Origin of the sequence: Paractinoplanes tereljensis (assembly GCF_016862435.1) — a bacterium.
In the GTDB taxonomy this organism is placed as follows: Bacteria; Actinomycetota; Actinomycetes; order Mycobacteriales; family Micromonosporaceae; genus Actinoplanes; species Actinoplanes tereljensis.
This window is the reverse complement of sequence record NZ_BOMY01000048.1, coordinates 115713-140845: the sequence shown is the minus strand read 5'-3', so window position 1 is coordinate 140845 and position 25133 is coordinate 115713. Positions and strand designations below refer to the sequence as shown.

Here is a 25133-nt window from a genome sequence, read left to right as displayed (position 1 = left end):
GCACACGTGCGCTCACATAGTGGTGATCGAAGTCCGTTTTCGTCCCTGGCGATGCCGGGAGGGGTGAGTGGGCAAGGATCTGGCAACGATCGCCTTTGCGCCCGAAGGCCGGGTCAATTTCCGGCATAAGGTGCGCAGCTGCATGGACGCGCTGGCGCAGATGCTCGACAACGACGCGTTCGACGACCAGGACGGGATGACCGGGCTCGAGATCGAGCTCAACCTGGTCGACGACGAGGGCCGGCCCGCGATGCGCAATGCCGAGGTCCTCGGCCACCTCGCCGATCCGGTCTTCCAGACCGAGTTGGGGCAGTTCAACCTCGAGCTCAACGAGCCGCCGCGGCCGATCGCCGGCCTCGGAAGCTACGAACAAGACATTCTGGACAGACTTCGCCGAGCGGCCGAACGGGCCGCGAAGGCCGACACCGGACTCGTGCTGATCGGAATGCTGCCCACCCTGACCCCCGACCACCTGGTGCTCGAGAACCTGTCGGCCAACGAGCGCTATCGCCTGCTCAACGACGAGATGGCCGGGGCCCGGGGCGAGCAGTTCCGCCTCGACATCCACGGCGAGGAGCGACTGCGCAGCGCCAGCGACTCGATCGTGCCCGAGGCGGCCTGCACCAGCGTGCAGTTCCATCTGCAGGTGGCGCCGGGCCGGTTCGCGCGTTACTGGAACGCGTCCCAGGCCATGGCCGGCCCGCAGGTGGCGATCGGGGCCAATTCGCCCTGGTTCCACGGGCGCCGGCTGTGGGCCGAGACCCGGATCGCCGTGTTCGACCAGGCCACCGACGTGCGGCCGGACGAACTCAAGGCCCAGGGCGTACGCCCGCGGGTCTGGTTCGGCGAACGCTGGATCACCTCGGTGTTCGACCTCTTCGAGGAAAACGTGCGGTTCTTCCCGCCGCTGCTTCCGATCATGGAGGACGAGGACCCGCTCAAGATCCTCACCGCGGGTGGCATCCCGCGCCTGGGTGAGTTGCGCCTGCACAACGGCACGGTCTACCGCTGGAACCGGCCGGTCTATGACGTGCTGGACGGCCGGCCGCACTTGCGGGTGGAAAACCGGGTGCTGCCGTCCGGCCCGACGGTCGCCGACCTGCTGGCCAACGCCGCCTTCTACTTCGGCCTCAGCCGCCAGCTGGCCGACGAGGAACGCCCGATCTGGTCGCAGCTCCCGTTCGACACCGCCGAGGACAACTTCTATCGCGGTGCCCGGGACGGCATCTCGGCGGTCATGCACTGGCCGGGGACCGGCGAGATCGCGGTCACCGACCTGGTCCGGTCGGTGCTGCTGCCGAAGGCGGCCCAGGGCCTGGACCGGTTCGGCGTCGACCCGGCCGATCGGGACCACCTGCTCGGCATCATCGACGGCCGGTGCCGCACCGGCCAGAACGGCGCGAGCTGGCAGACGGCCGTGGTCCGCGACGCCGAACGCCGAGGCCTGACCCGGGAGGCCGCGCTCTACGACATGCTCCGGCGTTACCGGACCCACCAGGACACCAATGAACCGGTGCACAGCTGGCCGGTCTGATCAGTCCTCGGCCTTGGGGTTGATCCGGGCGACCGTGGGTGCCTGGGGCGGGGGCGTGACCGTCGACTTCGGATCTTTCACCTCGGGGGCCTTGGCCGGCTGACTCGCCTTCCGGCCCCGGAACCGACCGGGCCGGGCCGCCGCCGCGATCTCCGGATCGGCGATCTCGGCCGGCGGTGCGGGCGGGTCGTTGAGCGGCGCCGGTGTCTTCGGCGCGGAGACCGGGGTGGGTTCGGCGTCGCGCTTGGCCGGCGTGCCCGCGGCCTTGACCGGCTTCGGCTTGGGCGCGGTGCCGCTCGGCTGCGGCTGGGCGGGCAACTTCGCCCGGCCCGTCGGGTTCGCCGGCGCAGACTCCGCGGCCTCGCGCGTTACGGCGGATTCCGGCGGGCTTACCGGCTCGGCGGCTCCGCGGGCTTTCGGGGGCTTGCCGCCCTCGGGGACCCGCGCGGTCTCCGTGACCCGTGCGGTCTCCGTGACCCTTGCGGTCTTCGAGAACGCGCTGGTCGAAGCCGGTTCAGGCCGGTTGGCGCCGGCGGGCCGCGCCGACGGGATGGCGGCGGCTCGGCCGGTGGCCGGGGCTGTCGCCGGCCAATCCGTTGCTGTTGCGGGTGTGGTCGTTTCGGTGTCCGCCTCGTCGGCGTCGGCGAACTGGCCGGCGCGGCGGTCGGTCCAGGCCCGGGCGGCGGTGATCGTCAGGGCCGAGCCGGCCAGACCGGCCAGGACGGCGTACGGCGCGATCAGGTAGGCCGACTCGAGCGGGCCGAGGTCGCCGGTCAGGCGCGGGGCCAGGACCAGGAACGAGGCGGCCACCAGCAGCGGGCCGACCGCGCCCGAGGTGGTGGCACCGAGGCCCAGGTCGCCCCGGCGGGCGGCGGTGAACGCGGCCAGCGCGCCGACCAGGAACGCGGCACCCAGCGTGAGCAGGGCACTCGGCCAGTAGATGGTGCCGTACCGGCCGCCGGATGTGGCCTCGGCGAACTGCCAGCTGGTCAGGTACGTCGCGGAGTCGCGGTGCAGGGACAGCTCCACCACGATCGCGGTGATCGCCAGCGCCCAGAGCCAGGCGGCGGTCGCGATCAGGTTGACGGCCACCGGCCGGGAACGAATGGCCCAGTACGCCACCAGCACCCCGAGGATCACGCCGATCAGCGCGTACGCCGCGGCGATCGTCTGTGGGGTGCGTGCTTCCATCCGTACGGCATCGCGGGCCGGAAGCGCGATCAGCGCGACGGCCACCAGGGCCCCGACCCCCGCGGAGATCGCGAGAGCCACCCCGAGAGGCCCGCGGGACCGCTCAGCGGTTGCCCCGCCCAGCCGGCTCGCGATGACCGCGCCGAAGACCGTGGCGCTCGCGGTGATCCATGTTGCCCAGCCGAGACTGCCCAGCCAGATGCTGGTGTCGGCGGTCGTGGTCTGTGGCCAGACGACGACGCCCAGGCCGTAGCCCAGGCCCAGTTGTGCGGCACCGGTGCCGGCGGCGACTCCGGCCGCGGCGGCAACCCGTGTTGTCCAGCCCTTGTCGGCCATGCGGGGCACTGTAGCGGTCACTTCCTATGCCTGCTAATCCATCGGTGGTGGTCATGCGGGCTCTTCGACCCGCCTGAGTAACACATGTGCAGCAAGATTGAGTACGTTGACCCGTGCGGGTGACGGACGCGGAGGAGCGGAGATGTCCGACGAGAGCGACGAGACGCGAAGCTTCTCGCCGTTGGACGAGACGGATGCCGATGGCCGTCCGGTCCGCAAGCCGGAGCTCGACGAGACCCAGGCAGACGGGCCGGCGGTCGACGCCGACCCGACGACGGTGACTCCGCGTGCTGACGCGACCTCGGTGATGCCACCGGCAGCCGACGACGACTGGGCCGCGCCGAGCCGGGGCAACCCGGTCTGGTCGGGCCGGGCCGAGGTCCGCGCGCCACAACCGGGGCGTACGTCCTACGACACCGACTGGCAGGCCGGCCCGCCGCCGGTGCCGTCCGAGCGGGATCGCTGGTGGATGCCGATCGTGGTGGGCATCATCGTGCTGATCCTGCTGGCCGCGCTGGGCTGGGGCATCTATCAGATCGTGCAGAACTCCGGCGACGAGACGCCGGCTACCACCCCCACCACGAGCGCGGCCACCACCGCCCCGACCAGCGCGGCAACGACCGCACCGTCGACCGCGCCGACCGTGACCACGCCGGAGACGACACCGCAGACCACCGAGCCGACCCAGACCGAGGTGCTGGTGCCGGCGCTGAAGGGATTGGCGCTGGACGACGCGCGGGACGCGCTGAACCAGACCGGGTTGCGTTACCGGGTGCTTTACCGGGAGAGCACGTCGCCGCCGGGAACCGTGATCGACAGCGATCCGGCGGAGGGGCAGGAGGTCCCACCGGACACCAGGGTCACGATCGTGGTCTCGGGGACGGACCCCTCGGCGGCCACGCCTTCCACGCCTTCCACCTCGGCGAGCGCCGGCGGTTAGCGGTTGGTGCGGACGCCGCGCGAGATGGTGCCGGACACCACGCCGGGCTGACGGCCGTTGCGAGCCCGCGGGTCGGGCGCCTTGCCGACCGCACGCAGGCCGCTCACCTGCACAAAGATTGAACGACGCTCCACCGCGTCCCCGGCCGTGTTGAGCTCGTAGCCGTCCAGCCAGATCCAGCCCTCATATGTCGGCCAGTCATGGACCCGGATGACCCTGAAGAGCATCGGCGCCGCGAATTGGACGCTCGCTGCCTTCGTCACGTGTATGACATCACCGGACCGAGGAAGCACGTCATCTCCTGCCCTGAAACTTGTCGCGGGGTGAACCTTGACACAGAAGCACTTAGTGTGCCCGGTCGAAACACCATTGCAAGCTTCCGACAATGCCAATCGTCAAAGCGTTGCAGAACGTTACCGTCGCCGTTGTCAACCTCGTCCTGAAGTGGATCTGTCCACGTCGGACGGCAGGTTAACCTGGCACCCCGTAAACGGCACCGTTTCGGTGCATCGAGCCGGACCGGACCGCTTCACTCGATGGTGCGTAGTGATGCGGGCCATACCGAAAGATTGCACCACGAGTGGAGTCGATGCAAGTTGCATGTCAGCCTTCCGTGATTGTTGGTCTTCGTCACGGTGCTCTTGAACGATTAAATGATCGACAGAGAGACTGAAGCTGTGAATCTGCACCGGAGTCCCACCATTCGCCGGCGCCGGCTCGGTGTCGAGCTGCGCCGGCATCGGGAGGAGGCGGGCGTCACGATCGACGTCGTGGCGGACCGCCTTGGCTGCTCGACGTCCAAAGTGTCCAGGATTGAGACGGGTCATACCAGCGCCTCGCCCAGCGACGTCCAGAACATATTGGACATTTACGGCGTCGGCCCGGCTATCACGGCGGAATTGGTCCAAATAGCCAGAGAAGCTCGCCAGAAAGGATGGTGGCACCCGTATTCCACTGTCCTGACCGGCGCATATGTAGGGCTCGAGACGGCTGCAAGATCTATTTGGAGCTACGAGCAACAACTGGTTCCGGGGCTGTTGCAGAGCGAAGAGTACGCAATTGCCCTTATTCGGGGCGCTCGTCGTGACTTCACAGATCAAGAAATAGAGCAACGAGTCCGTGTCCGGATGGAACGTCAAGCGTTATTGATTCAGGACGATCCGATTGATCTTCGGGTGGTGCTGGATGAGGCGGTACTGAGCCGGCCGGTCGGCGGTGATGCGGTGATGCGCGGTCAGTTGCAGAAATTGATCGAGGCCGCTCGCCTGCCGAACGTCACGTTGCAGATCTTGCCGTTCGCGGTAGGCGCCCATGCGGCCATGGACGGCACGTTCGTGATCCTCGAGTTCGAGGAGGAAGGAGACGCCGATGTCGTGTTCATCGACAACGCAACCGGCGGCCTCTTTCTCGAGAAGACCGAGGAGCTGCGCAAGTACACCTCGATCTTCGACACCCTCCGAGCGGCCGCGCTCACCGCGGGCGAGTCCCTCGAGTGGATTGAAATGCTGGTAGAGGAGCCATTGTGGAAGTCGAAGCGAAGGGTTTCCGGCTAGATCTGAGCCGGGCACAGTGGTTCAAGAGCACGCGCAGCGGTCCCAACTCCGACAACTGCGTCGAAGTGGCCTTCGTCGACGAAGCCATCGCGGTCCGGGACTCGAAGAACCCCGGCGGCGCGGCGCTGGTCTTCACGGCCGCCGAGTGGGACGCGTTCGTCGGCGGCGCGAAGGACGGCGAGTTCGACCGCTGACCTCGCAAAATGCCCTATTTCGGCCGGCTTGCCCGCGTAGCGCGGGTGGGCCGGCCGTAGTCATTTCCGGACTCGCCTCGTTGAACGGCACAAGCGCGGCCGGTCCGCGCCGACGGCCGGGTCATCACCGAGCGAGGCAAGGCAGACAAATGACGATAGGTTCAGAAAATCTGAACAACGGTAGCGCGACGGCGCAGGACCGATTCAGTGGTGGAGTCAGCGCGTACCGGCAGAATCGGCGCGAAGCGCTGTCCGGTGATACCGGCGAGACCGACCTGATGTCCCGGGCCGGGTTGCCCACCCGGTCGCCGGGCCGGTCGCACAGCATCGAGCCGACGGGCGTGCTGGACCGCGCGGGGATGCTGCCGTCGCTGGACCTGCCGGCCCTGACCGAACCGGTCTTCCCGTCGTCGGGGTGGCCCGACTCGAGCTCCGGGTCGTCGCAATCGATGGCCGATCATCCGCTGTTGCGCGGGTTGCTCCTGGAACTGCCGACCCGCGGCTCGCTGCCGCCGTCGGATTGGCTGGACCGCTGGTTCGAGGCGGCCCGTTCCATCCTCGAGCTGCTCTACGTGCAGGAAGCCAAGAAGAACTGAAGTTCAGCGTGAGCTGACCGGGATCCGTGGACGACTGCGGCCGATCGGGGCCAGCGCCAGCAGGCTGAGTCGGCTGTGCCGGACCGCCGCTCGCACCCCGATCGCCACGACCGCGACGCCGACCGCGGTGATCGCGTAACCGGCCACATCGGACGCCGGCACCTCTACCAGGCGCGCGGCGATCGGCACTCCGAGAAGTGCCGCGAGGCCGGTCACCTGCATCGGTACCAGGATCAACGGATGGGCGGCGGCGGCCCGGAGGCCCGGCGGCAACGGGGCATGCGGTGCGGTGGCGAACGCGCCGGCGCCGCGCCGCACCTGACCCAGCCGCCGCACCCCGATCGTCAGGACGACGAGGGCGGGGATCGCGGCCAGCAGGACCGCGGCGGGGGCGTTCGATTCGCCCGGCCGGACCCAGGCGGTCGCCGGGACCGCCACGAACACCGCCGATCCGATGATCACCAGCGCGCTCAGCCAGCCGGCGCGGCGGCGTAACTGGGCTGCGGACCGGGCTCCCTGGAGTCCGTCCGCGACCAGACCGGCGGCGGTCCAGGCGATGGCCAGTGCGCCTACCAGCGTCAGATCAGTGATGATGTCCACATCGACAGCCTTCACCGATGCTCGGACGACCAGAACCGGGTTATCACCGGACCGGTCCCCTACGTCTGGCCGGTGCGCACCCCTAGTGGTCAGACCGCGAAGGTCTCCACCGGCGTGGTGGCCGGGGCCGGGGGTGTCGCTTTCCACAGGCCGAGCTTCTGGGCCGCCAGCCGGGACAGGTAGTTCGGGTTGAGCAGCACGTAGCGCCTCCACAGGCGCTTGGGCTCCAGGCCGAGCCGCCACAGCCATTCCAGGGCGTACTTCTGCATCCACGCGGGCGGGTTCTTCAGCAGGCCGGCGTGGTAGTCGAAGGCGGCCCCCACGGCCAGCAGTGGCATATCCAACAGTGGGCGCATCGCGTAGGCGAACACCTCCTGCCGGGGGCATCCGAGACCGACCAGGACGACCCGCGCGCCGGAGGCTTTGATCCGCTCGGCGATCTCGACCGGCTCGCCCGGCGTCGACTTCCGGAACTTGGAGGCCTCGACACCGGCGATCTTCAGTGCCGGGAACATCTTCTCCAGCGCCGGCACCAGCCGGGTAAGCGTCGGCTCGGTCGACCCGTACAGATAAACCGGGAGACCCTCGGCCGCAGCCCGTTCGACGACCTTGAGCGTCAAAGTAGGCCCGTAGACCCGATCGGCCAGCCCGGCGGAGTGCAGAACGTTCAGCCCCCAGCGAACGGGTTGCCCGTCCGGTGTGACGAGATCGAAGGAATTGAGCCGGGCGTTGTGGGCGGGATCCTGAACTCCGGTCATCACTCCGTGAACAGCGAGTGCCGTAACGGCAAACCCACGGCGCTCCCGGGCGGCGACCATGATCCGTTCGGTCGCATCCGCATAGTCGGTCACATCGACCAGAACCCCGAGAACGTTCCGTTTCCCCTGGCCAACACCGTTCTGAGCAACGGTCACGAGACGACTCTCCAGGATCCGACAGCAGGAAGCCAGCCGCGAGCTTACCTCGCTGCTGCTATTTCACCCGTTAGGCGACGCCCCGTCGCACCCCAAGACCCCGAAACCAAATCGTGATCAAGAAGCCAAGCCACCCCGACGCGCCCTGCGCCGCGTGAGTCGAGATCAAACCGCAACCAACAGCGAGAAGCAAGCATCTCACGCACGGTGACCGCAAGGGGGTGACCGTCAGCACGTTGAGCGACCGCAACGTGGGGGTGACCACGCCCACGGCGGTCTAGGCGCAGCCACAGCGGTCTGGGCGCAACCATCGCACCGCGGGGTTTCCGGGGGCTCGGCCCCCGGAGCAGATATGACGAGGGGGCCTGCGTTCGCGCTTTCTGCGAACACAGGCCCCCTGGCCCACTCGTGGGGATGGGGGGAGTTGAACCCCCACGTCCTTTCGGACACACGGACCTGAACCGTGCGCGTCTGCCATTCCGCCACATCCCCGTGGCAAGTTGGCTTGCTGGGCCAACTTCTTGTTACTGGCTGCGACAGACTACGCTGTCGCTCGTCACCAAGCGAGTTGTTATCGCCTGCAACGCCGAGAAGATTAGCACGGCGTTTGTGGGGGTCATACGAGGGTCAGAAGTGCCGGTCGTGCTTGAGCTGAAGATGCGGAAGCGGCGGCCGGATACCATCATGTCCTCGGAAGCCGAGGAGGAGCCGGTGAGCGTGCTGCAGCGCTTTGAAAAGCGATTGGAAGGCCTGGTCGAGGGGGCCTTCGCGAAGGTGTTCAAGGGTGTCGTGCACCCGGTGGAGATTCTGAATGCCATGCAGCGGGAGGCAGAGGCGCACAAGGCCATCCTCGCCGGTGGCCGCACCTTGGTGCCCAACCGCTACGTGATCGACCTCTCACCTTACGACCACAGCCGGCTCGCGCCGTACGCTGCCGCACTCGCCCAGGAGTTGGCGCAGTCGCAGGCAGAGTTCATCGGCGAGCAGGCGTGGACGGTCTACGGCGATGTAATCGTCGAGATCGAGCGAGGCGAGGGTCTCGACACAGGCATGTTCCGGGTGACCGCGGAGGTCTACACGGGTGGCGAGGTTGCCCCCGTGCAGCAGCCGGCTTATGACGCCGGCCCGCAGTACCCGCCGTACGACCAGCATCAGGGTGGATATCAGCAGCACGGCGGCCCGAACGGCCGCAGTGTGGGTCTGGTCTCCGGGGACGGGCGCACCTACCCGTTGCAGATGGGTTCGACCGTGATCGGCCGTGGCGACCAGGCGAACCTTCGCCTACCCGACGTCGGCATCTCACGGCGGCACGCCCGTCTGGACTACGACGGCAACCAGGTGGTCCTGACCGACCTTGGTTCGACGAACGGCACGATGGTGAACGGCCAGCGGGTTTCCGCCGTGGCGCTCAACCCGGGCGACATGATCCAGCTGGGCACCACCACGTTGACCTTCCGAGTGGACGGCTAGGCACCTTGCCCGAATTCGTCCTTACCGTCGCCCGGTTCGGGTTCCTCATCCTTCTGTGGATCTTCGTGTTCACAGTGGTCGGGGTGATCCGGCGGGATCTCTTCGCGGGGGTCCGGTCCAAGAGCATCGTCGCCAGCCCTCGGGGGGTGGGTGGCGCGATGCCCGCGGGCCGGCCGGCAAAAGTGAAACGCGGTAAGGCCGCACGGCAACTCGTCGTGACGGCCGGCCAGTTGGCCGGCACTCGCATCACTCTGGGTGAACTGCCGATCACCATCGGTCGGGCAGAGGATTCGACGCTCGTCATCACCGACGACTTCGCCTCGGCCCGGCATGCTCGGATCGTCCCGCGGGACGGAGGGTGGTTCGTCGAGGATCTCGGCTCGACGAACGGCACCTATCTCGACCGCGGTAAGGTCTCCGGACCTACTCCCGTCCCCCTTGGCGTTCCGATTCGGATCGGGCGCACATCTCTCGAGTTACGGCCATGACCCTGACCCTGCGCTATGCCGCTCAGAGCGACCGCGGTCTGATCCGAGACCTGAACCAGGACTCCGTCTACGCCGGGCCGCGGCTTCTTGCTGTCGCCGACGGGATGGGCGGCATGGCCGCCGGCGACGTGGCCTCCAACATCGTTATTGCCGCGATGGCGCCGCTCGATGAGGACGTGCCGGGCGATGCCCTGGTCGACGCTCTTCGGCACGCCGTCGGCCAGGCGAACCAGCATCTGCGGGACACCGTCGACGCCAACCCTCAGCTCGAGGGCATGGGCACGACGCTGACCGCGGTGCTTTTCACCGGTAGCAAGTTCGGCATGGTGCACATCGGTGACAGCCGTGCCTACCTGCTGCGCCGGGGCGAGTTCGCCCAGATCACCAAGGACGACACGTACGTCCAGATGCTGGTGGACGAGGGCCGGGTCAGTCCGGAGGAGGCGAGCAGCCACCCACAGCGGTCGCTGCTCACCCGCGCTCTGGACGGCCGCGACATCGACCCGGAATATTCGGTCCGCCAGGTGCTCGTCGGCGATCGCTACCTGATCTGCAGCGACGGCCTGTCCGGCGTGGTCAGTTCGGACACGATCGGGCAGACGATGCGGGAGATCGCCGACCCGCAGGCGTGCGTCGAGCGGCTGGTGCAGCTGGCGCTGCGCGGCGGCGGCCCGGACAACATCACCGTGGTCATCGCCGACGCGATCGACAAGGACATCGTCGAGCAGGCACCGATCGTGGGCGGCGCGGCCTCCCTGGACCGGGGCAACACGACGGTGGCCGACAGCTCGACCGCGGCGGCCCGCGCGGCCGCTCTGCAGAAGCCGCGGCAACCGCAGCCCCCGCCGGCCGAGCCGGAGAACTACGACCGCGAGCCGCGGCCCAAGCGGCATCCGGTGCGTACCGGTCTGCTCGTGGTGGTGCTGCTGGCGGTGCTGGGCGGCGGCCTGTGGCTGGGCTATCGCTACACCCAGGATCAGTACTACGTGGGTTCGACCGAGGCCGGCCAGCTCGCCATCTTCCAGGGCGTGCCGGGCCAGATCGCCGGGCTCGACCTGTCCAGCGTGAACGAGACCAGCCCGGCCCGCCTCGACGACCTGACCACGGTCGCGCAGGAGCGGGTCAAGCAGGGCATTCACGCGCAGAACCGGTCGGACGCCGTCGAGACGCTCAACGAGCTCACCGACGACGACCCGGCCAATCCCAATCTGAAGCCGCTCTGCGCCACGGCCGGCACCACGCCGAACACCACGGCCACGACGGCTCCGGCCGGCACGGGGCAATCCTCGGCGCCGGTCGCTCCGAATGCCTCGGCGACACCGACCGTTGCTGCCACTACGCCATCCGCTCAGGTAACCGAGAGCGCCCCGCCGGTTGACGATCCGGCGGCGTGCCGGACCGTCAACTGACCATCCGCTCGACACGTCTGGGGATGTCTTGACCGCGCCCGCCGTACCGGCCCCTTCGCCCTCGTCCACGGGTGAGATGTCGCGTATCCCGGGGATGAAGACCCAGCGCAATGCCGAGCTGGGTCTCCTGGCGTTCGCGATGGTCCTGGTGGCGGCGTACGGCGCCACCGTCGAGGCGAACCGGATCGGGGAGATCACCCCGACCTTCTGGGTGCCGGCCGCGCTGCTCAGCGTGCTGTTCCTGGGCCTGCACGTGGTGGTCCGGTTCACCGCGCCGTACGCCGATCCGGTGCTGATCCCGGCGGTGGCGCTGATCAACGGGCTGGGCGTGGGGTTCCTGCGCCGGCTCGACATCGGTGACGCGCTCTCCGAGAAGCTGCCGGTGCCCGGCATCTTCGCCGGCATCGGTGGCCGTCAGCTGGCCTGGACACTGGGTTCGTTGATCCTGGCGGCGATCCTTCTGCTGCTGGTTCGCGACCACAAGGTCATCTCCCGGTACGCGTACACCCTGGGCCTGGTCGGCATCGTGCTGGTGATGATCCCGGCGGTGCTGCCGAGCAGCCTCTCCGAGGTGAACGGCGCCAAGCTGTGGATCCGGCTGGGCGGGTTCTCGATCCAGCCCGGTGAGTTCGCGAAGCTGGCGCTGGTGTCGTTCTTCGCGTACTACCTGGTCCGCAAGCGCGAGGTGCTCTCGCTGGCCAGCAAGCGGTTCCTCGGCATCGACTTCCCGCGCGGCCGCGACCTCGGTCCGGTCGTCACGGTCTGGCTGCTCAGCCTCCTGGTCCTGGTCTTCGAGAAGGACCTGGGCACCGCGTTGCTGTACTTCGGCCTGTTCGTGGTGACGCTCTACGTCGCCACCGAGCGGGCCAGTTGGCTGATCATCGGTCTGCTGCTCTTCTTCGGCGGCGTCTACCTGGCCTACCTGCTCGGCGCGTCGGTGGGCGGCCCGTTCGCCAACTTCTACGACCGCGCCCAGGTCTGGCTCGACCCGTTCGCCCTGTCCAACTACGAGCGGCTCGGCGGCAGCTATCAGCTGGTGCAGAGTCTGCTGTCGCTGGGCACCGGCGGGCTGTTCGGTTCCGGGCCGGGGGCCGGCTCGCCGCGGTTCGTGCCCGAGGTGCAGACCGACTTCATCTTCGCCGGGATGGGCGAGGAGATCGGCCTGTTCGGGCTGTCCGCGCTGCTCGTGGTCTACCTGTTGATCGTCGAGCGCGGCATGCGGGCCGCCCTGAACGTCCGCGACTCGTTCGGCAAACTGGTCGCCGGCGGTCTCGCGTTCACCCTGGGCTTGCAGGTCTTCGTCATCCTGGGTGGCATCACCGGACTCATTCCGCTCACCGGCCAGACCACCCCGTTCCTGTCCGCGGGTGGCTCGTCGCTGATGGCGAACTGGCTGCTCATCGCGATGCTGTTGCGCATCTCGAACGCGGCGCGCGGCCCGGCGGCCAGCGGCGCGGGCTCGGACCGCCCGGGCCCCGGACCGAAGAAAGCACCCACTCAGCTGCACGGCGCCATGACGGAGGTGATCCAGCCGTGAATGCTCCCCTGCGACGGGCCGGCGTGGTCACTCTCGTCCTGTTCGGTCTGCTGTTCGCGAACCTGAACTGGGTTCAGGCCTACAAGGCGGACGACTACCGCACCAACGACTTCAACCGCCGGGTGGTCGTCGCCCAGTACGAACGCCCCCGCGGCGTGATCGAGGCGGGCGGCACCGGCCTGGCCCAGAACAAGGTCACCGGCGACGCTCTGAAATACCTGCGGGTCTACCCGAAGAAAGAGGCCTACGCGCCCGTTCTCGGCTATCGCCCGGTCAGCCTGGGCGCCACCGGGATCGAGAACAGCGAGAACGACTTCCTCTCCGGGGAGAGCGACAAGCTCTTCGCCGACCGGGTGAAGGACATGTTCACCGGCAACAACACCGGCGGCGGCAACATCGTCCTGTCGCTGAGCACCAAGGCGCAGGAGACGGCGTACAAGGAACTGCTCAACAACGAGCGGGGTGTGGAGAAGGGTGCCGCGGTCGCGATCGACCCGCGGACCGGCGCGATCCAGGCGATGGCCTCGATCCCCAGCTACGACCCCAACCCGCTGGTCAGCCACGACGAGAAGGCGGCCGCGGCGGCGTACAACAAGCTGCTCAAGGACTCCGACCAGCCGCTGCTGAACCGGGCCACCCAGGAGACGCTGCCGCCCGGCTCGACGATGAAGGTGATCGTCTCGGCGGCCGCGCTCAGCGACGGCTACAAGACCGACACCGAGATCCCGGCCGGCAGCCAGTACAAGGAGAGCGGCGCGGTCATCCGCAACGCCGAGGACGAGGTCTGCCCGGGCAGTCAGGTCACGCTCAAGGAGGCGCTGACCGAGAGCTGCAACACCGGCTTCGCGAAGCTGGGCGTCACGCTCGGCCGCGACAAGGTCGTCGCGATGGCGAAGGCGTTCGGTTTCGAGGACGACTCGCTGACCGTCGGCAACCTGGAGGGCAGCGGTCTGCCGGTGGCGGCCAGCCACACCGGTGCCATCGCCAACCCGGACGGCAGCGTCGACAAGGGCGCTCTGGCCCAGTCCTCGATCGGCCAGCGGGATGTGCGGATGACCGCCATCCAGGGCGCCCTGATGGCCGCCACGGTGGCCAACGGCGGCAAGCAGATGCGCCCCTACCTGGTCCAGCAGGAGCTCAGCCCGGACCGCCGGACGATCTACACCGCCAACCCCAAGACGGCGCGTACGCCGATCAGCGAGAGCGTGGCGAGCGACCTCAAGGACATGATGGTCAGCGTGGTGGAGAACGGCACCGGCACCAAGGCCAAGATCAAGGGCTACACGGTCGGCGGCAAGACCGGCACGGCGCAGAACGCGGTCGGCGCCGACCCGCACGGCTGGTTCATCGGCTTCGCCTTCAATGACAAGGGTGAGGCGGTCTCGGCGGTCTGCGTCATGCTGGAGAACGTGTCCGGTGGCCATGCCAGCGCCGAGGCTGCCCGAATCTCCGGGCTCATCATGAAAGCGGCAGTCGGAGGGGGAGGGGACTGAATGATCAGCCCTGGGGTGACCCTCGGCGGCCGGTACCGCCTCGACGAGCGCATCGCCGGCGGTGGGATGGGCGACGTGTGGCGCGGCACCGACGAGGTGCTGGGCCGGACGGTTGCTGTCAAAATCCTGCTCCCGGCCCTGCTGGACGAGCCCGGCTTCGCCGAGCGGTTCCGCGGCGAGGCCCGCACCATGGCCACGATCAACCACCCCGGGGTCGTCGACGTCTACGACTACGGCAGTGACCAGCAGCTCGCGTTCCTGGTCATGGAATACGTAGAAGGCGACGCGCTGTCCCGCACGCTGAGCCGGGTCGGCCGGCTCACCCCGGCCCGCACCATGGCGCTTGTCGCCCAGGCCGCCGACGCGCTGCAGGCGGCGCACGCGAACGGCATCGTGCACCGCGACGTGAAGCCCGGCAACCTACTGGTGCGCCCGAACGGCACGCTGGTGCTCACCGACTTCGGTATCGCCCGGTCGGCCCTGGTCGGCCAGCTGACCGTGGCCGGTTCGGTGCTCGGCACCGCCTCGTACATCTCGCCCGAGCAGGCTTCCGGCGAGGGCGCCACGGCGGCCTCCGACGTCTACGCGCTGGGCGTGGTCGCCTACCAGTGCCTCTCCGGGCACCGGCCGTTCGACGGCGCCACACCGATCGAGATCGCCATGAAGCACGTCCGGGAGACGCCCCGGCCGCTGCCCGCCGACATCCCGCCCTCGGTGCGCGCCATCGTGGACCGGGCGCTGGCCAAGGACCCGGGTGCCCGCTGGCCGTCCGCCTCGGCGATGGCCGCAGTGGCCCGGCAGGCCGCGTCGGCGCTGGCCACCACGTCACAGCAACCGGCCGGTCAGCCGGCTCGCACGCCCGCGCCGGCCAGCCCGGCCGCGGCCCCGTTCTCGGGTGCGCCGATCAGCGGCAGCGCTCGCCCGCCGTACCCTCCGGTGCCGCGACCCACCTCGGGCGCGCGCGGTGCCGCGTCCGTACCCTCCGGGCCGCCGATGCAACAACAACCCCAGCCGCAGCCGTACCACCCGCCGTACGCCGCGCCTCGGCCCGCTCAGGCGCAGCCGATTCCGACGGCGAAGCCGGAGAGTTCGGCCGGCCGGCAGGTGTTGATCGTGCTCGCCGTGGTCCTCGCGCTGCTGGTCCTGCTGTGTGCCGGGGTCATCTCGTTCCTCTACAAGCAGGGCAACAACGCGATGAGCGACCGGCCGGTGTCCGTGGCAGTCGCCCAGAAGGGCACCGCCGACAATGAACCGTCGGCGGCGTCGTACCGTCTAACCAGACAGACCGGCGCCAAACCCGGCTGGAACCGTGCTAACGAAGGACGACAGACGCTATGACGGCGCAGGCCCGCCTGCTCGGTGGCAGGTACCAGGTCGGCGAGCTATTGGGCTACGGCGGAATGGCCGAGGTGCACCGAGGACGTGACCTCCGGCTGGGCCGCGACGTGGCCATCAAAATGCTGCGCACCGACCTGGCCCGCGACGCGACCTTTCAGGAACGATTCCGGCGCGAGGCGCAAAACTCGGCCGCCCTCAACCACCCGGCGATCGTTGCCGTCTACGACACCGGCGAGGAGATCTCGTCGACCGGCGAGAAACTGCCGTTCATCGTGATGGAGTTCGTCAACGGGCGGACCCTCAAGGAAGTTCTCGCCCAGGAGCAGCGGCTTCAGCAGCGCCGGGCGCTCGAGATCATCGCCGACATCGACGCCGCGCTGGAGTTCAGCCACCGGCACGGGATCATCCACCGGGACATCAAGCCCGGCAACGTGATGATCACACAGAACGGCCAGGTCAAGGTCATGGACTTCGGCATCGCGCGGGCCCTGGCCAGCGGCGCGACCACCATGACGCAGACCAGCGCGGTGATCGGTACGGCCCAATATCTCTCCCCCGAGCAGGCGCGCGGTGAGTCCGTCGACGCCCGCTCCGATGTGTACGCGGCCGGCTGCGTGCTCTTCGAGCTGCTCGTCGGGCACCCGCCGTTCGTCGGCGACAGCCCGGTGAGCGTGGCCTACCAGCACGTTCGGGAAGAACCGAAGGCGCCCAGCGACGTCAACCCCGAGGTGAGCCGGGACGTCGACGCGATCGTCCTGAAGGCGCTGGCCAAGAACCCGTTGAACCGGTACCAGAGCGCCCAGGAGATGCGTGCCGACGCGCTGCGTGCGGTCGCCGGTCGTCCGGTGCTGGCCACCCCGGTGATGAGCCAGGCCGAAACGATGGCGATGCACGGTCAGGCGACTCGGCAGTGGCAGCCGCAGGCCGCCACCACCATGCAGCGCCCGATCGGCGGCATGCCGCCGCAGCCGGAGCGGAAGTCCTCGTCCTGGGTGATGGCCGCGCTGGCCGCCCTCGGCGTGCTGGTCGTGGTGGTGCTCGGGGTCGCGCTGGCGATGTCCCGCAACGACGACAAGACCGGCGACCAGCAGCAGGCCGTCACGCACACCATGCCCAACCTCGAGGGCAAGACCGACGCGCAGGCGCGGGCGGCTCTCAAGGCGCTGAACCTGAACAACATCTCGCCCGAGGCGCCGACCAGCGGCAAGGATTGCACCGGCAAGATCGTCAGCCAGGACCCTCAGGCGAACACCACGGTTCCCGAGGACCAGACGATCAGTTACCAGATCTGCAACGCGCCGGACAAGGTCACCGTGCCCACCAACCTGGTCGGCGGAACCAAGCAGAACGCGCAGGACCAGCTGACCCAACTCGGCCTGGTGCCGGAGTTCAAGCAGGTCAGCAGCGCCCTGCAGGTGGACACCGTGACCGACGTGGAGAAGAAGGGCGAGGACGTCGCCCCGGGCACCAAGATCACGGTCAGCATCTCCAAGGCCAACAAGGTCAAGATGCCGAAGGTGACCGACCAGACGCTGGACACCGCGCTGGCCCTGCTCGATCAGGCCGGCCCGTTCAACGTCTCGCAGAAGACCGTCCCCGCGACCGACGGCACCCAGGTGCCCGGCCAGGTCATCGACCAGGACCCGAAGGCGGGCGCCTCGGTCGAGAAGGGTGACAAGGTCACCATCACGGTGGTGGGCGACGCCGAACCGAGCGGCGACCCGTCGCCGACCGACACCGAGACGCCGGGCAACGGCGGCACCGGTGCCGGTGACGTGATCCAGGGTGCTGTCGCTACCGTCCGCGAGGACTACTAACCGGTCAGGCTGACGCGAACGCCGCTCGCCGTCGAATCTCCACCTCGGCGGCCAGCGGCGGGGCCTTCGCCAGGGCCGACGGCAGGCCGCAGGAGGCCAGCCAGTTCGCCAGCATGGTGTGACCGCCCTCGGTGAGCACCGACTCCGGGTGGAACTGCACACCCTCGATCGGGAGCGTGCGGTGGCGCATCGCCATCACCACGCCCGACTCGGTGCGGCCGGTCACCTCGAGCTCGTCCGGCAGCGTCTCGGGCAGGACCGCCAGCGAGTGGTACCGGGTCGCGGTGAACGGTTCCGGCAGGCCGGCCAGCACGCCCGCGCCGGTGTGGTGCACCTCGGACGTCTTGCCGTGCAGCAGCTCCGGGGCGCGGGTCACGGTCGCTCCGAAGGCCGCGCCGATCGCCTGGTGACCCAGGCACACGCCGAACATCGGAACCTTCCCGGCGTACGCCCGGATTGTCTCCATCATGATGCCGGCCCGGTCCGGTGTGCCCGGCCCCGGCGAAAGCAGAATGCCGGCGGCGCCGAAGGTGCCGACGTCGGCGACCGAGATCTCGTCGTTGCGCCGCACCTCGCACTCGGCGCCGAGCTGGCCGAGGTACTGCACCAGGTTGAAGACGAATGAGTCGTAGTTGTCGATAACGAGGATGCGCACGTCAGTCACCTGGGAGAGCGGCCTTCGACTTCGAGGGGGAGGTTGAGGGGTGCGGAGCGTTCGATTCGGTGCTGTAGGGGATCTCGTCCGGGCCGTTGACGCTGTCCGACGAGATGACGTTCGGGTCCTCCTGGGCGGGGCCCTGCTCGGTGCCCGACCCGACCTGCACGTCATCGAACGGCAGCAGCGGGGTCGCCCGGGGAAAGACCACGTACCAGAGCAGGGCGCTGGTCACGGCGACCAGGCCGAGCGAGCCGGTCAGCTTTCCCCAGAAGCCGAACGGGAGCTTGCGCCAAATCCAGGCGTACATCGCGCCTACGCCTTCGTCTTCATCTCGGCCGGCATGCCGGCGTCGGCCAGGGTCTGGCTCCGCGGCACCTTCGAGGCGAGCTCGGCGTGCACGATGAGCCGCTGGTAGTTGTTGAACTTCGGGTTGCACGTGGTCAGCGTGAGCAGGGCCTTCGTCGCTTTCACGCCCGGCTTGTCGGGCACCGCGGCGACCACCTCGACGGCGCTCGGCTTCACGACCTCGTGGCCGTAGACCTTGTAGACGTACCAGTAGTCCTTGGTCTCGACGCCGATCACGTCACCCGGCTTCAGCTCGTCGAGCCGCCAGAAGATCTTCCGGATCCGGTGGCCGGCCACCGAGAAATTGCCGATCTGGCCGGGCAGCGCGGTGTCCGGGTAGTGGCCGGGCGCGTACTTGATGTCCTGCGGACGGACACCGTTGACGACCACCCACTCCTTGTCCAGCTTCGGGATGTAGAGCCGGCCGACCAGCCCGCTGCCGGGCGCGGCCGGTGCCTTCACGGTCGAGGCGCTCGGCGCCACCGTCGGGTCGCTCCACTGCTGGTCGAGCTCGTCGGCCAGGGCGTTCTGCTCGTCCTGCACCTTCGCCGAATTGCCGAATACCTCGTAACCGGCGAACAGCAGGATGATCAAGCCGAACGTGATCATCAGCTCGCCGGAGAACCGGACACCCGTCCGGATCCGCGAGCCGACCGTCGGCCGGGTCAGCTCGGAGTACACGCTCTTGTAACCCTCGTCGGTCTGCTCGGGCCGCAGCTTCACCACACGCTCGCCGCGCTTTGGCTTCAAGTCGTTGCCCTCGTCAGCCGGTTCGGGAGTTCTGGCCGATCCGCCGGGGCGGACCGGAGGGGCCGAGGCCGCGCCGAGAACGGCGTCGGCGCCGGCGCCGGCCTTCGCGGCCTTCGCCGCAAGGCCAGGCACGGCGGCCATGAGAGCGGTGGGTTCCTTCACCGCCGCTGATCTGGTTTTAACCGCGGGGAGTACGCCGGTGGGCGCATCAGTGGTACGGATGATGGCCGTCTGGCTCGGGTCCTGCGGCAGCCCGGCGCCCTGGGCCGGCCGAGTCGGGCGAAGCGCCGCGAACGGGTCGACCGGTGAGGTGGGGCGGGCCGCCGGGAAGGCCTCAGCGGGTGGGGGCGAGAGCAGCGGAAGGCCGTGGCCGTTCGACGAGTCGTGGCCGTTCGCGGGGTGGCCGTTCGCGCGGGCGCCGCCGAAACCGCTGACCGGGGCTCCGGCGTAGCCGTTCGTGCGGGCCTCGGGCCGGACTGCGGGGGCCTGGGCTGCGGGGGCCTGGGGTGCGGCCAGGCCGTTCGTGCGGGCCTCGGGCCGGCCGAGGGAGGTCTGGGGGGCCGGGGCTGCGGCTAGGCCGTTCGTGCGGGTCTCAGCATGGCCCAGGGAGGTCTGCGGTGCCGGATAGCCGTTGGTGCGGACCTCGGGCTGGCTGGGATAGCCGGGCTGGGCGAATGGCGCGTCTCGGCGGGGCGCTTCGGGCCGCGCGGCGGTGACGGCCGGGCGTGCCTGCTCAGCGGCCGGGGCAGCTTCCGGGGCAGCTGACTGCTCAGCTGCGGCGAAGAAGTCGAACGCGGCGTTGGCGCCGGCCGCGGTCGGCGGCGGCTCGGGGGCGCGGCGGCGGGCCGCCAGCGCTGCCGCGTGCACGTCCTCGGCCACCTCAGCGCGGGGAGAGGCCGTCGGCGGGCCGCTGGGGCCGGGCCTGGTGGCCGGCGGAGTGCCAAGGCCGGTCGGGGCGCCAGGGCCGGTCGGGGCGCCAGGGCCGGGCGGGTTGCCGAGGCTGGGCAGGGTGCCGAGGCTGGGCGTAAGCGTGGTCGGGGTGTCGGCGAGGCCCGCGGAGGACGGGGTCGCGGCGACCGATGGCTGGCCTGCGAATTCCGGCGAAGCGGTCGATCGGGACAGTCCGGCTGGGATAGTCGAACCAGTGGGACCAGGGGAAGCGGGCCGGGCGAAGCCGCCGCGGGCGGCGGCAATGCGTCGCTCAATGGCTTCGTCGGTGCTGATCACGGCGGTCTCGGCCGCTGCGGGAGTCGCGGGCGCGACCGGCGGCGAAGCCACGGCCGGGCGCGTCACGGCCGGGTGGGGAGCGGTTGGCTGGGACGCCGCCGGGTGGGACGCGGCCGAGGCCGGCGCACCTGATCGCGGGGCGGCCGGCGGCGTCGCGGGAGTCTGCGGCGACGCGCCTGAGCGCGCGGCCGGGCTCTGCGGACGGTCGGCCGGCGTCGCCGTGGGCGAGATGGCCGGCAACAGCGCGGTAGCGAACGAGGCCGGCGGTGGTTCGGCTGCGCGCGCGGGTGGCTGCGGTTCGGGTGGGAACGTGGCCGAGGGCGGGGTGGGCGTGCCGCCCAGGCCGACCGGTGCGGACAGCGGCCCGCCCGGCACTCCGTCCGGCGACGCGTCGGTTATCCGCGGGATGTACGCCGTCTGGGCCTCGGCGTCGGGAGCGCGATGCCGCCCCGAGTTGGCGGCCGCGGAGTTGTCCGAAGCCATTACTCGGCCACTCGCGCGGATCGGAGATCACTCGACCCGTCGTACGCCCGCACAGTCACGTTCCTCTCGACGGTTTCCGTGTAGCCGAGGCCGAAATCGGCGACGGCGTCCCGGAATTGTTGGACCCCCTCCGCGGATTCCAACGCTTGACGCATCGCTGTGGGTTCGCCAATCGCCGTGATCTTGAATGGTGGAGAGAAGACCTGGCCGTGTAGCAGCAGCGTGTTGCCGACGCATCGTACCGCGCTGGTGGAGATGACGCGGACATCCATGATCGACATTGCCTCGGCCCCACCTGCCCACATGGCATTTACGACCGCCTGGACGTCACCCTGGTGGACGACAAGATCGTCGTTCTCGGGGGCGTTCGGGCCCAGATCGGTGCCCCGTCGGGGGGAGTCGTTGAGGGAGACCGTGAGTCCGGGGCCGGCCAGTGCGGTGAAGCCGGCCTGGGCGCGCAGTGCGTCGGCCTTGTCGCGGGCTTCCTTGACCGGCAGGTTGGTCTCGGCGAGCCGGGCCGAGTCGGCGTCGACCTCGGCGCGCAGGCTGGCGGCGGTTTTCTCGCGGGCCTTGAGCCGTTCACGTTTGTCGGCGATCACCTGGGCCAGCTGCGGGCGCCGGTCGTCGCGCAACTGGGTGCCGTCGGCGGTGCGGGCGGAGGTGGTGAAGAGCAGGCCGGCCGCCAGAGCGATGAGCGGGACCACGGCCGACCAGCCGCGGGTCCGCTGGGTGCCCCGCCGGGGGCGGAGGCCGCCCAGAGCACGCCGCAACACGAGCCGCCACGAAGGCGCGCCGGTCGTGTATTCCACGGGCTTATCCTCCTGAAACTCCGCTTCGCGTATTTTCCTTGCCTGGCGGGTGCCGGACTGCGCGCCGCCTTGACTACGCTAGCTGTCGAACAGTATTCGCCACGGGCAGCAATCGGGGGATCCCGAGCCGCTCAGCGGTGGGTTGTTCACCACTTGTTGCCCTTCAGGAGAGCACCGTGCCGAAGTCTCAGGTTCGCAAGAAGAAGGTCTACACCCCGCCGACGGACATTCGTCCGGCAGCGGCCGCAGCCGCGTCCAAGAAGCCGAGTCCGATCTTGCTGCCGATCACGGCAGTCACGCTGATCGTGGTCGGCATCGCTTGGCTGGTCGTCTACTACCTGTCCTCGCAGAAGTGGCCGGTCGAGTCGTGGTCGTACTGGAACCTCGCGGTCGGTTTCGGGTGCATGGTCGCGTCGCTGGGGCTCCTGTCCCGCTGGCGTTGACCTCCGGTGCCCGCTTGGCGCGGGTAGTGTGATCTTCGTCCGAATTGAGCGCATCCCGCGCTGTGAGCGGGGTGCGCTCTTCGCCTGACTGAAAAAAGTCTGACGGTACGGCGAAACAACGGCGCCACTTGACCCGCCGCGCGCGGCCATCTATTACTCGTGGGTAACATGGGGCCGGGACCGGCCGTTCGAGGAGGGCACCAACGTGGGGATAGCGCAGATCATCGCTACCGTGCTGGCAGGCGCCGTCACGATCACCGCTGTCGTATTGGCGGTGCGTGCAGTCTTGACCATCACGGCGGTGATCCGGCAGGGCCAACCGGCCCCGGAGCGCTTCACCGACCGCGGCACCCGGACGAAGAAGATGCTGACCGAGACGCTCGGTCACACCCGGATGCTCAAGTGGTCGGCGATCGGTGCCGCCCACTGGCTGGTGATGGTCTCCTTCATGATCCTGTTCCTGCTGGTCGTGGAGGCGTACTTCGAGGTCGTCGACCCCGAGGGCGGGCTGCCGATCGTCGGGCACTGGCTGGTCTACGGCTTTGCCACCGAGTGGATCGGCATCCTCGGTCTGGCCGGCATCCTCTACCTGATCTACGTGCGGCAGAAGGCGCTGCGAGCCAAGCGCAGCCGGTTCCTGGGATCGACGCTCTGGCAGGCGTACTTCGTCGAGGCGGTCATTCTCGGCGTACTCGTCTGCGGGTTCTTGATCCGGGGTTTCAAGGTCGCCAACGACACCTTCGAGTTCCCGGCCTGGGCGACGCCGCTGAGTCACGCGGTGGGAAGCGCGCTGCCGGAGGCGCACGACGGGCCGACCTGGGTCGCGCTGGTGAAGCTGTTCATCTCGATGGGCTGGCTGATCACCATCGGGCTCAACCCGACGATGGGTGTGGCCTGGCACCGGTTCCTGGCGTTCTTCAACATCTTCTTCAAGCGCAGCCCGGAGAAGCCGGCCGGTTCCGGCCTGGGCGCGCTCAAGCCGATGATGAGCGCGGGCAAGCCCCTCGACTTCGAGGAGGCCGACCCGGAGAAGGATCAGTTCGGCGTCGCCCAGGTCGAGCAGTTCACCTGGAAGGGCCTGCTCGACTTCTCCACCTGCACCGAGTGTGGCCGCTGCCAGTCGCAGTGCCCGGCCTGGAACACCGGTAAGCCGCTGTCGCCGAAGCTGATGATCCTGTCGCTGCGCGACAACGCCTTCGCCAAGGCGCCCTACCTGCTGGCGGGCGGCGGTAAGGACCTGACCGGCGAGGAGAAGGCCACCGAGGCCCAGCTCGCGCACATGGACGTGCTGGCCCTGGCCGAGGGCAACCGGCCGCTGATCGGCACCGAGGACGAGCAGGGGATCATCGACCCGGACGTGCTGTGGTCGTGCACCACCTGCGGCGCCTGCGTCGAGCAGTGCCCGGTCGACATCGAGCACATCGACCACATCGTCGACATGCGTCGCTACCAGGTGCTTATCGAGTCGTCGTTCCCGTCCGAGGCCGGCGTCATGCTCCGCAACCTGGAGAACAAGGGCAACCCGTGGGGCGCCCCGCAGAACACCCGGGAAGACTGGACCAAGGGTCTGGACTTCGAGGTGCCGCGGGTCGGCGAGAAGGAAGACTTCGAGTACCTGTTCTGGGTCGGTTGCGCCGGCGCGTTCGAAGACCGGGCCAAGAAGACCACCCGGGCGGTGGCCAAGCTGCTGCACGAGGCCGGCGTCGATTACGCCATTCTGGGCGAGGGCGAGACGTGTACGGGTGACCCCGCCCGCCGGATCGGCAACGAGTTCGTCTTCCAGATGCTCGCCCAGCAGAACGTCGAGACGCTGCAGGAAGCGAACGTCAAGAAGATCGTGGCGACCTGCCCGCACTGCTTCAACACCCTGGGCAACGAATATGAGCAGCTCGGCCTCAAGGTCGAGGTGGTGCACCACACTCAGCTGCTCGCGCACCTGGTCGCCACCGGCAAGCTCACCCCGGTGGAGAAGATCGCGGGCGACCTGACCTACCACGACCCGTGCTACCTGGGCCGGCACAACCGCGTCTTCGACGCTCCCCGCGAGGTGCTCGGGGCGGCCGCCAACGTGGTGGAGATGCCGCGCAACCAGGAACGCTCCTTCTGCTGCGGCGCCGGCGGTGCCCGCATGTGGATGGAGGAGAAGATCGGCAAGCGGATCAACATCGAGCGCACCGAGGAAGCCCTGTCCACCGGGGCCAAGACGATCGCGGTCGGCTGCCCGTTCTGTTACACGATGGTCGGCGACGGCGTCACGGCCAAGGGCGAGCAGGAGAACGTCGAGGTAGTCGACGTGGCGACCGTCCTGCTTCGGTCACTCAAGCAAGACGTTTAGGCGCTCGAACCGGCGGTGGCCGCCGTTGTGGACGCGATGATCGCGATCATCACGGCGGCCTGAATCTCCTCGATCGTCTTGCGGACCGCGGTGGCGGCCCACGAGCCCTCGCCGATCTCCTTCAGCCGGGCGGTGACCTTCTTGCGGTCCAGGTCACCGAACACCTTGCGGTCGAGCTCGGTGGCGGCGACCAGGGCGCAGAGCGCGGCGGTGCGGGGTTCGACCGGGCCGGTGCCGAGAACAGCGGCGCGGATGCGTTCCCGGGCCTCGGCCTCGACGGCCGGCTGCTCGCCGGTGGCCGGCGGATAGAGGGTGCGCGGGAAGACCCACAGCACTCGATCCTTCTCGACGGTCAGCACGCCCTCGGCGACGAGCTTCTCCAGCACCCGCGGACGCGCCTGCTTGGAGAGCTTGGTAATCCAATGACCGGGTTTGCGGGCTTTGTCTAAAGAGACGATCATCGATAAAGCTTGATCGGTCAGAGCGTCGCCGGTCGGGGCCGCGGAGAGCACCACGACCCGCTTGTCCTCGACGTCGACGCGCTCGGCCAGAGCCAACTCGAGGAGCAGAGCACCGCCGAGACCGTTGTCCAGATGCGTGCCGTCGGTCAGCGGTGCGCCGCTCTCGTCGTACGCCAGAAGTAGGAACTCTTCCGCAAGGCTCATGACATGAC

At 68.9% G+C, this 25133-nt stretch carries 23 protein-coding genes and 1 tRNA gene; 14 read left to right on the top strand and 10 right to left on the bottom strand.

Annotation, left to right across the window (positions count from 1 at the left end; genetic code table 11):
- The first annotated feature begins 67 nt into the window (after positions 1-67).
- A complete protein-coding gene (locus tag Ate02nite_RS37935; protein ID WP_203812733.1) occupies positions 68-1534 on the top strand; it encodes a glutamate-cysteine ligase family protein in 1467 nt (488 codons plus the stop codon).
- On the opposite strand, the gene Ate02nite_RS37930 is transcribed toward Ate02nite_RS37935, so the two are convergent.
- Positions 1535-3061: a Hansenula MRAKII killer toxin-resistant protein 1 gene (locus Ate02nite_RS37930; RefSeq protein WP_203812732.1), complete on the bottom strand. Its 1527-nt coding sequence runs from the start codon at positions 3059-3061 to the stop codon at positions 1535-1537.
- 142 nt (positions 3062-3203) lie between these two features.
- Between Ate02nite_RS37930 and Ate02nite_RS37925 the strand changes: the two genes are divergently transcribed.
- Positions 3204-4001, top strand: coding sequence for a PASTA domain-containing protein (locus tag Ate02nite_RS37925; RefSeq protein WP_203812731.1), 798 nt, complete (start codon positions 3204-3206; stop codon positions 3999-4001).
- Here the strand turns inward: Ate02nite_RS37925 and Ate02nite_RS37920 are convergent.
- Positions 3998-4294, bottom strand: coding sequence for a hypothetical protein (locus Ate02nite_RS37920; protein WP_203812730.1), 297 nt, complete (start codon positions 4292-4294; stop codon positions 3998-4000). The genes Ate02nite_RS37925 and Ate02nite_RS37920 overlap by 4 nt on opposite strands.
- A 360-nt stretch (positions 4295-4654) precedes the next feature.
- Between Ate02nite_RS37920 and Ate02nite_RS37915 the strand changes: the two genes are divergently transcribed.
- The 3 genes from Ate02nite_RS37915 (at position 4655) to Ate02nite_RS37905 (ending at position 6344) form a co-directional block, all read left to right on the top strand.
- The gene (locus Ate02nite_RS37915) at positions 4655-5554 is read left to right on the top strand and encodes a helix-turn-helix domain-containing protein (protein ID WP_438871313.1); all 900 of its coding nucleotides are present in this window, start codon (positions 4655-4657) and stop codon (positions 5552-5554) included.
- On the top strand, positions 5524-5748 hold the full coding sequence (locus Ate02nite_RS37910; RefSeq protein ID WP_203812729.1) for a DUF397 domain-containing protein: 225 nt from the start codon (positions 5524-5526) through the stop codon (positions 5746-5748). Before Ate02nite_RS37915 ends, Ate02nite_RS37910 begins: the two co-directional genes overlap by 31 nt.
- Before the next feature lie 149 nt (positions 5749-5897).
- Positions 5898-6344 carry a hypothetical protein gene (locus Ate02nite_RS37905; protein WP_203812728.1) on the top strand — a complete coding sequence of 149 codons (447 nt, stop codon included), beginning with the start codon at positions 5898-5900 and terminating at the stop codon, positions 6342-6344.
- 3 nt (positions 6345-6347) lie between these two features.
- Here the strand turns inward: Ate02nite_RS37905 and Ate02nite_RS37900 are convergent, their stop codons facing one another.
- The 3 genes from Ate02nite_RS37900 to Ate02nite_RS37890 all read right to left on the bottom strand — a co-directional run bounded on the left by Ate02nite_RS37900 (position 6348) and on the right by Ate02nite_RS37890 (position 8350).
- Complete coding sequence (locus Ate02nite_RS37900; protein WP_239147999.1) at positions 6348-6944, bottom strand: hypothetical protein; 597 nt, start codon at positions 6942-6944, stop codon at positions 6348-6350.
- A gap of 89 nt (positions 6945-7033) precedes the next feature.
- Positions 7034-7858, bottom strand: coding sequence for a WecB/TagA/CpsF family glycosyltransferase (locus Ate02nite_RS37895; RefSeq protein ID WP_203812726.1), 825 nt, complete (start codon positions 7856-7858; stop codon positions 7034-7036).
- Between the two features lie 409 nt (positions 7859-8267).
- Positions 8268-8350, bottom strand: a tRNA-Leu gene (locus Ate02nite_RS37890).
- Positions 8351-8542: 192 nt separating this feature from the next.
- Here Ate02nite_RS37890 and Ate02nite_RS37885 point away from each other — a divergent pair.
- From Ate02nite_RS37885 to pknB, 7 genes are all read left to right on the top strand, one after another.
- Positions 8543-9328, top strand: coding sequence for an FHA domain-containing protein (locus Ate02nite_RS37885; protein WP_203732792.1), 786 nt, complete (start codon positions 8543-8545; stop codon positions 9326-9328).
- Between the two features lie 5 nt (positions 9329-9333).
- Positions 9334-9816 (top strand): FHA domain-containing protein FhaB/FipA, encoded by a 483-nt coding sequence (locus Ate02nite_RS37880; protein WP_203812725.1) that lies wholly within the window; start codon positions 9334-9336, stop codon positions 9814-9816.
- On the top strand, positions 9813-11225 hold the full coding sequence (locus tag Ate02nite_RS37875; protein WP_203812724.1) for a PP2C family protein-serine/threonine phosphatase: 1413 nt from the start codon (positions 9813-9815) through the stop codon (positions 11223-11225). Before Ate02nite_RS37880 ends, Ate02nite_RS37875 begins: the two co-directional genes overlap by 4 nt.
- A 76-nt stretch (positions 11226-11301) precedes the next feature.
- On the top strand, positions 11302-12762 hold the full coding sequence (locus tag Ate02nite_RS37870) for an FtsW/RodA/SpoVE family cell cycle protein (RefSeq protein WP_203812723.1): 1461 nt from the start codon (positions 11302-11304) through the stop codon (positions 12760-12762).
- Positions 12759-14255, top strand: coding sequence for a peptidoglycan D,D-transpeptidase FtsI family protein (locus Ate02nite_RS37865; RefSeq protein ID WP_203812722.1), 1497 nt, complete (start codon positions 12759-12761; stop codon positions 14253-14255). The genes Ate02nite_RS37870 and Ate02nite_RS37865 overlap by 4 nt, the downstream gene beginning before the upstream one ends.
- Complete coding sequence (locus Ate02nite_RS37860) at positions 14256-15593, top strand: serine/threonine-protein kinase (RefSeq protein WP_203812721.1); 1338 nt, start codon at positions 14256-14258, stop codon at positions 15591-15593. It abuts the gene before it with no gap.
- Entirely contained in the window at positions 15590-17410 is a 1821-nt protein-coding gene (pknB, locus tag Ate02nite_RS37855) for a Stk1 family PASTA domain-containing Ser/Thr kinase (RefSeq protein WP_203812720.1), read from the top strand. The genes Ate02nite_RS37860 and pknB overlap by 4 nt, the downstream gene beginning before the upstream one ends.
- 4 nt (positions 17411-17414) lie before the next feature.
- On the opposite strand, the gene Ate02nite_RS37850 is transcribed toward pknB, so the two are convergent.
- Genes Ate02nite_RS37850 through Ate02nite_RS37835 form a run of 4 tightly spaced genes read right to left on the bottom strand, consistent with a single transcriptional unit; the run spans position 17415 to position 21682 of the window.
- Positions 17415-18065 (bottom strand): aminodeoxychorismate/anthranilate synthase component II, encoded by a 651-nt coding sequence (locus Ate02nite_RS37850; protein ID WP_203812719.1) that lies wholly within the window; start codon positions 18063-18065, stop codon positions 17415-17417.
- Position 18066: 1 nt separating this feature from the next.
- Positions 18067-18375 (bottom strand): hypothetical protein, encoded by a 309-nt coding sequence (locus tag Ate02nite_RS37845; RefSeq protein ID WP_203812718.1) that lies wholly within the window; start codon positions 18373-18375, stop codon positions 18067-18069.
- 5 nt (positions 18376-18380) lie between these two features.
- Positions 18381-20873, bottom strand: a complete 2493-nt coding sequence (locus Ate02nite_RS49210; protein ID WP_239147998.1) for a class E sortase — start codon at positions 20871-20873, stop codon at positions 18381-18383.
- Complete coding sequence (locus Ate02nite_RS37835; protein ID WP_203812717.1) at positions 20873-21682, bottom strand: DUF881 domain-containing protein; 810 nt, start codon at positions 21680-21682, stop codon at positions 20873-20875. The genes Ate02nite_RS49210 and Ate02nite_RS37835 overlap by 1 nt, the downstream gene beginning before the upstream one ends.
- A gap of 176 nt (positions 21683-21858) precedes the next feature.
- Between Ate02nite_RS37835 and Ate02nite_RS37830 the strand changes: the two genes are divergently transcribed.
- Both Ate02nite_RS37830 and Ate02nite_RS37825 read left to right on the top strand, forming a co-directional pair.
- Positions 21859-22125: a cell division protein CrgA gene (locus Ate02nite_RS37830; protein WP_203812716.1), complete on the top strand. Its 267-nt coding sequence runs from the start codon at positions 21859-21861 to the stop codon at positions 22123-22125.
- Positions 22126-22330: 205 nt separating this feature from the next.
- On the top strand, positions 22331-24460 hold the full coding sequence (locus tag Ate02nite_RS37825) for a (Fe-S)-binding protein (protein WP_203812715.1): 2130 nt from the start codon (positions 22331-22333) through the stop codon (positions 24458-24460).
- On the opposite strand, the gene Ate02nite_RS37820 is transcribed toward Ate02nite_RS37825, so the two are convergent.
- Entirely contained in the window at positions 24457-25125 is a 669-nt protein-coding gene (locus Ate02nite_RS37820; protein WP_203812714.1) for a GOLPH3/VPS74 family protein, read from the bottom strand. The two genes, Ate02nite_RS37825 and Ate02nite_RS37820, sit on opposite strands and share 4 nt — an antisense overlap.
- Positions 25126-25133: the final 8 nt, after the last annotated feature.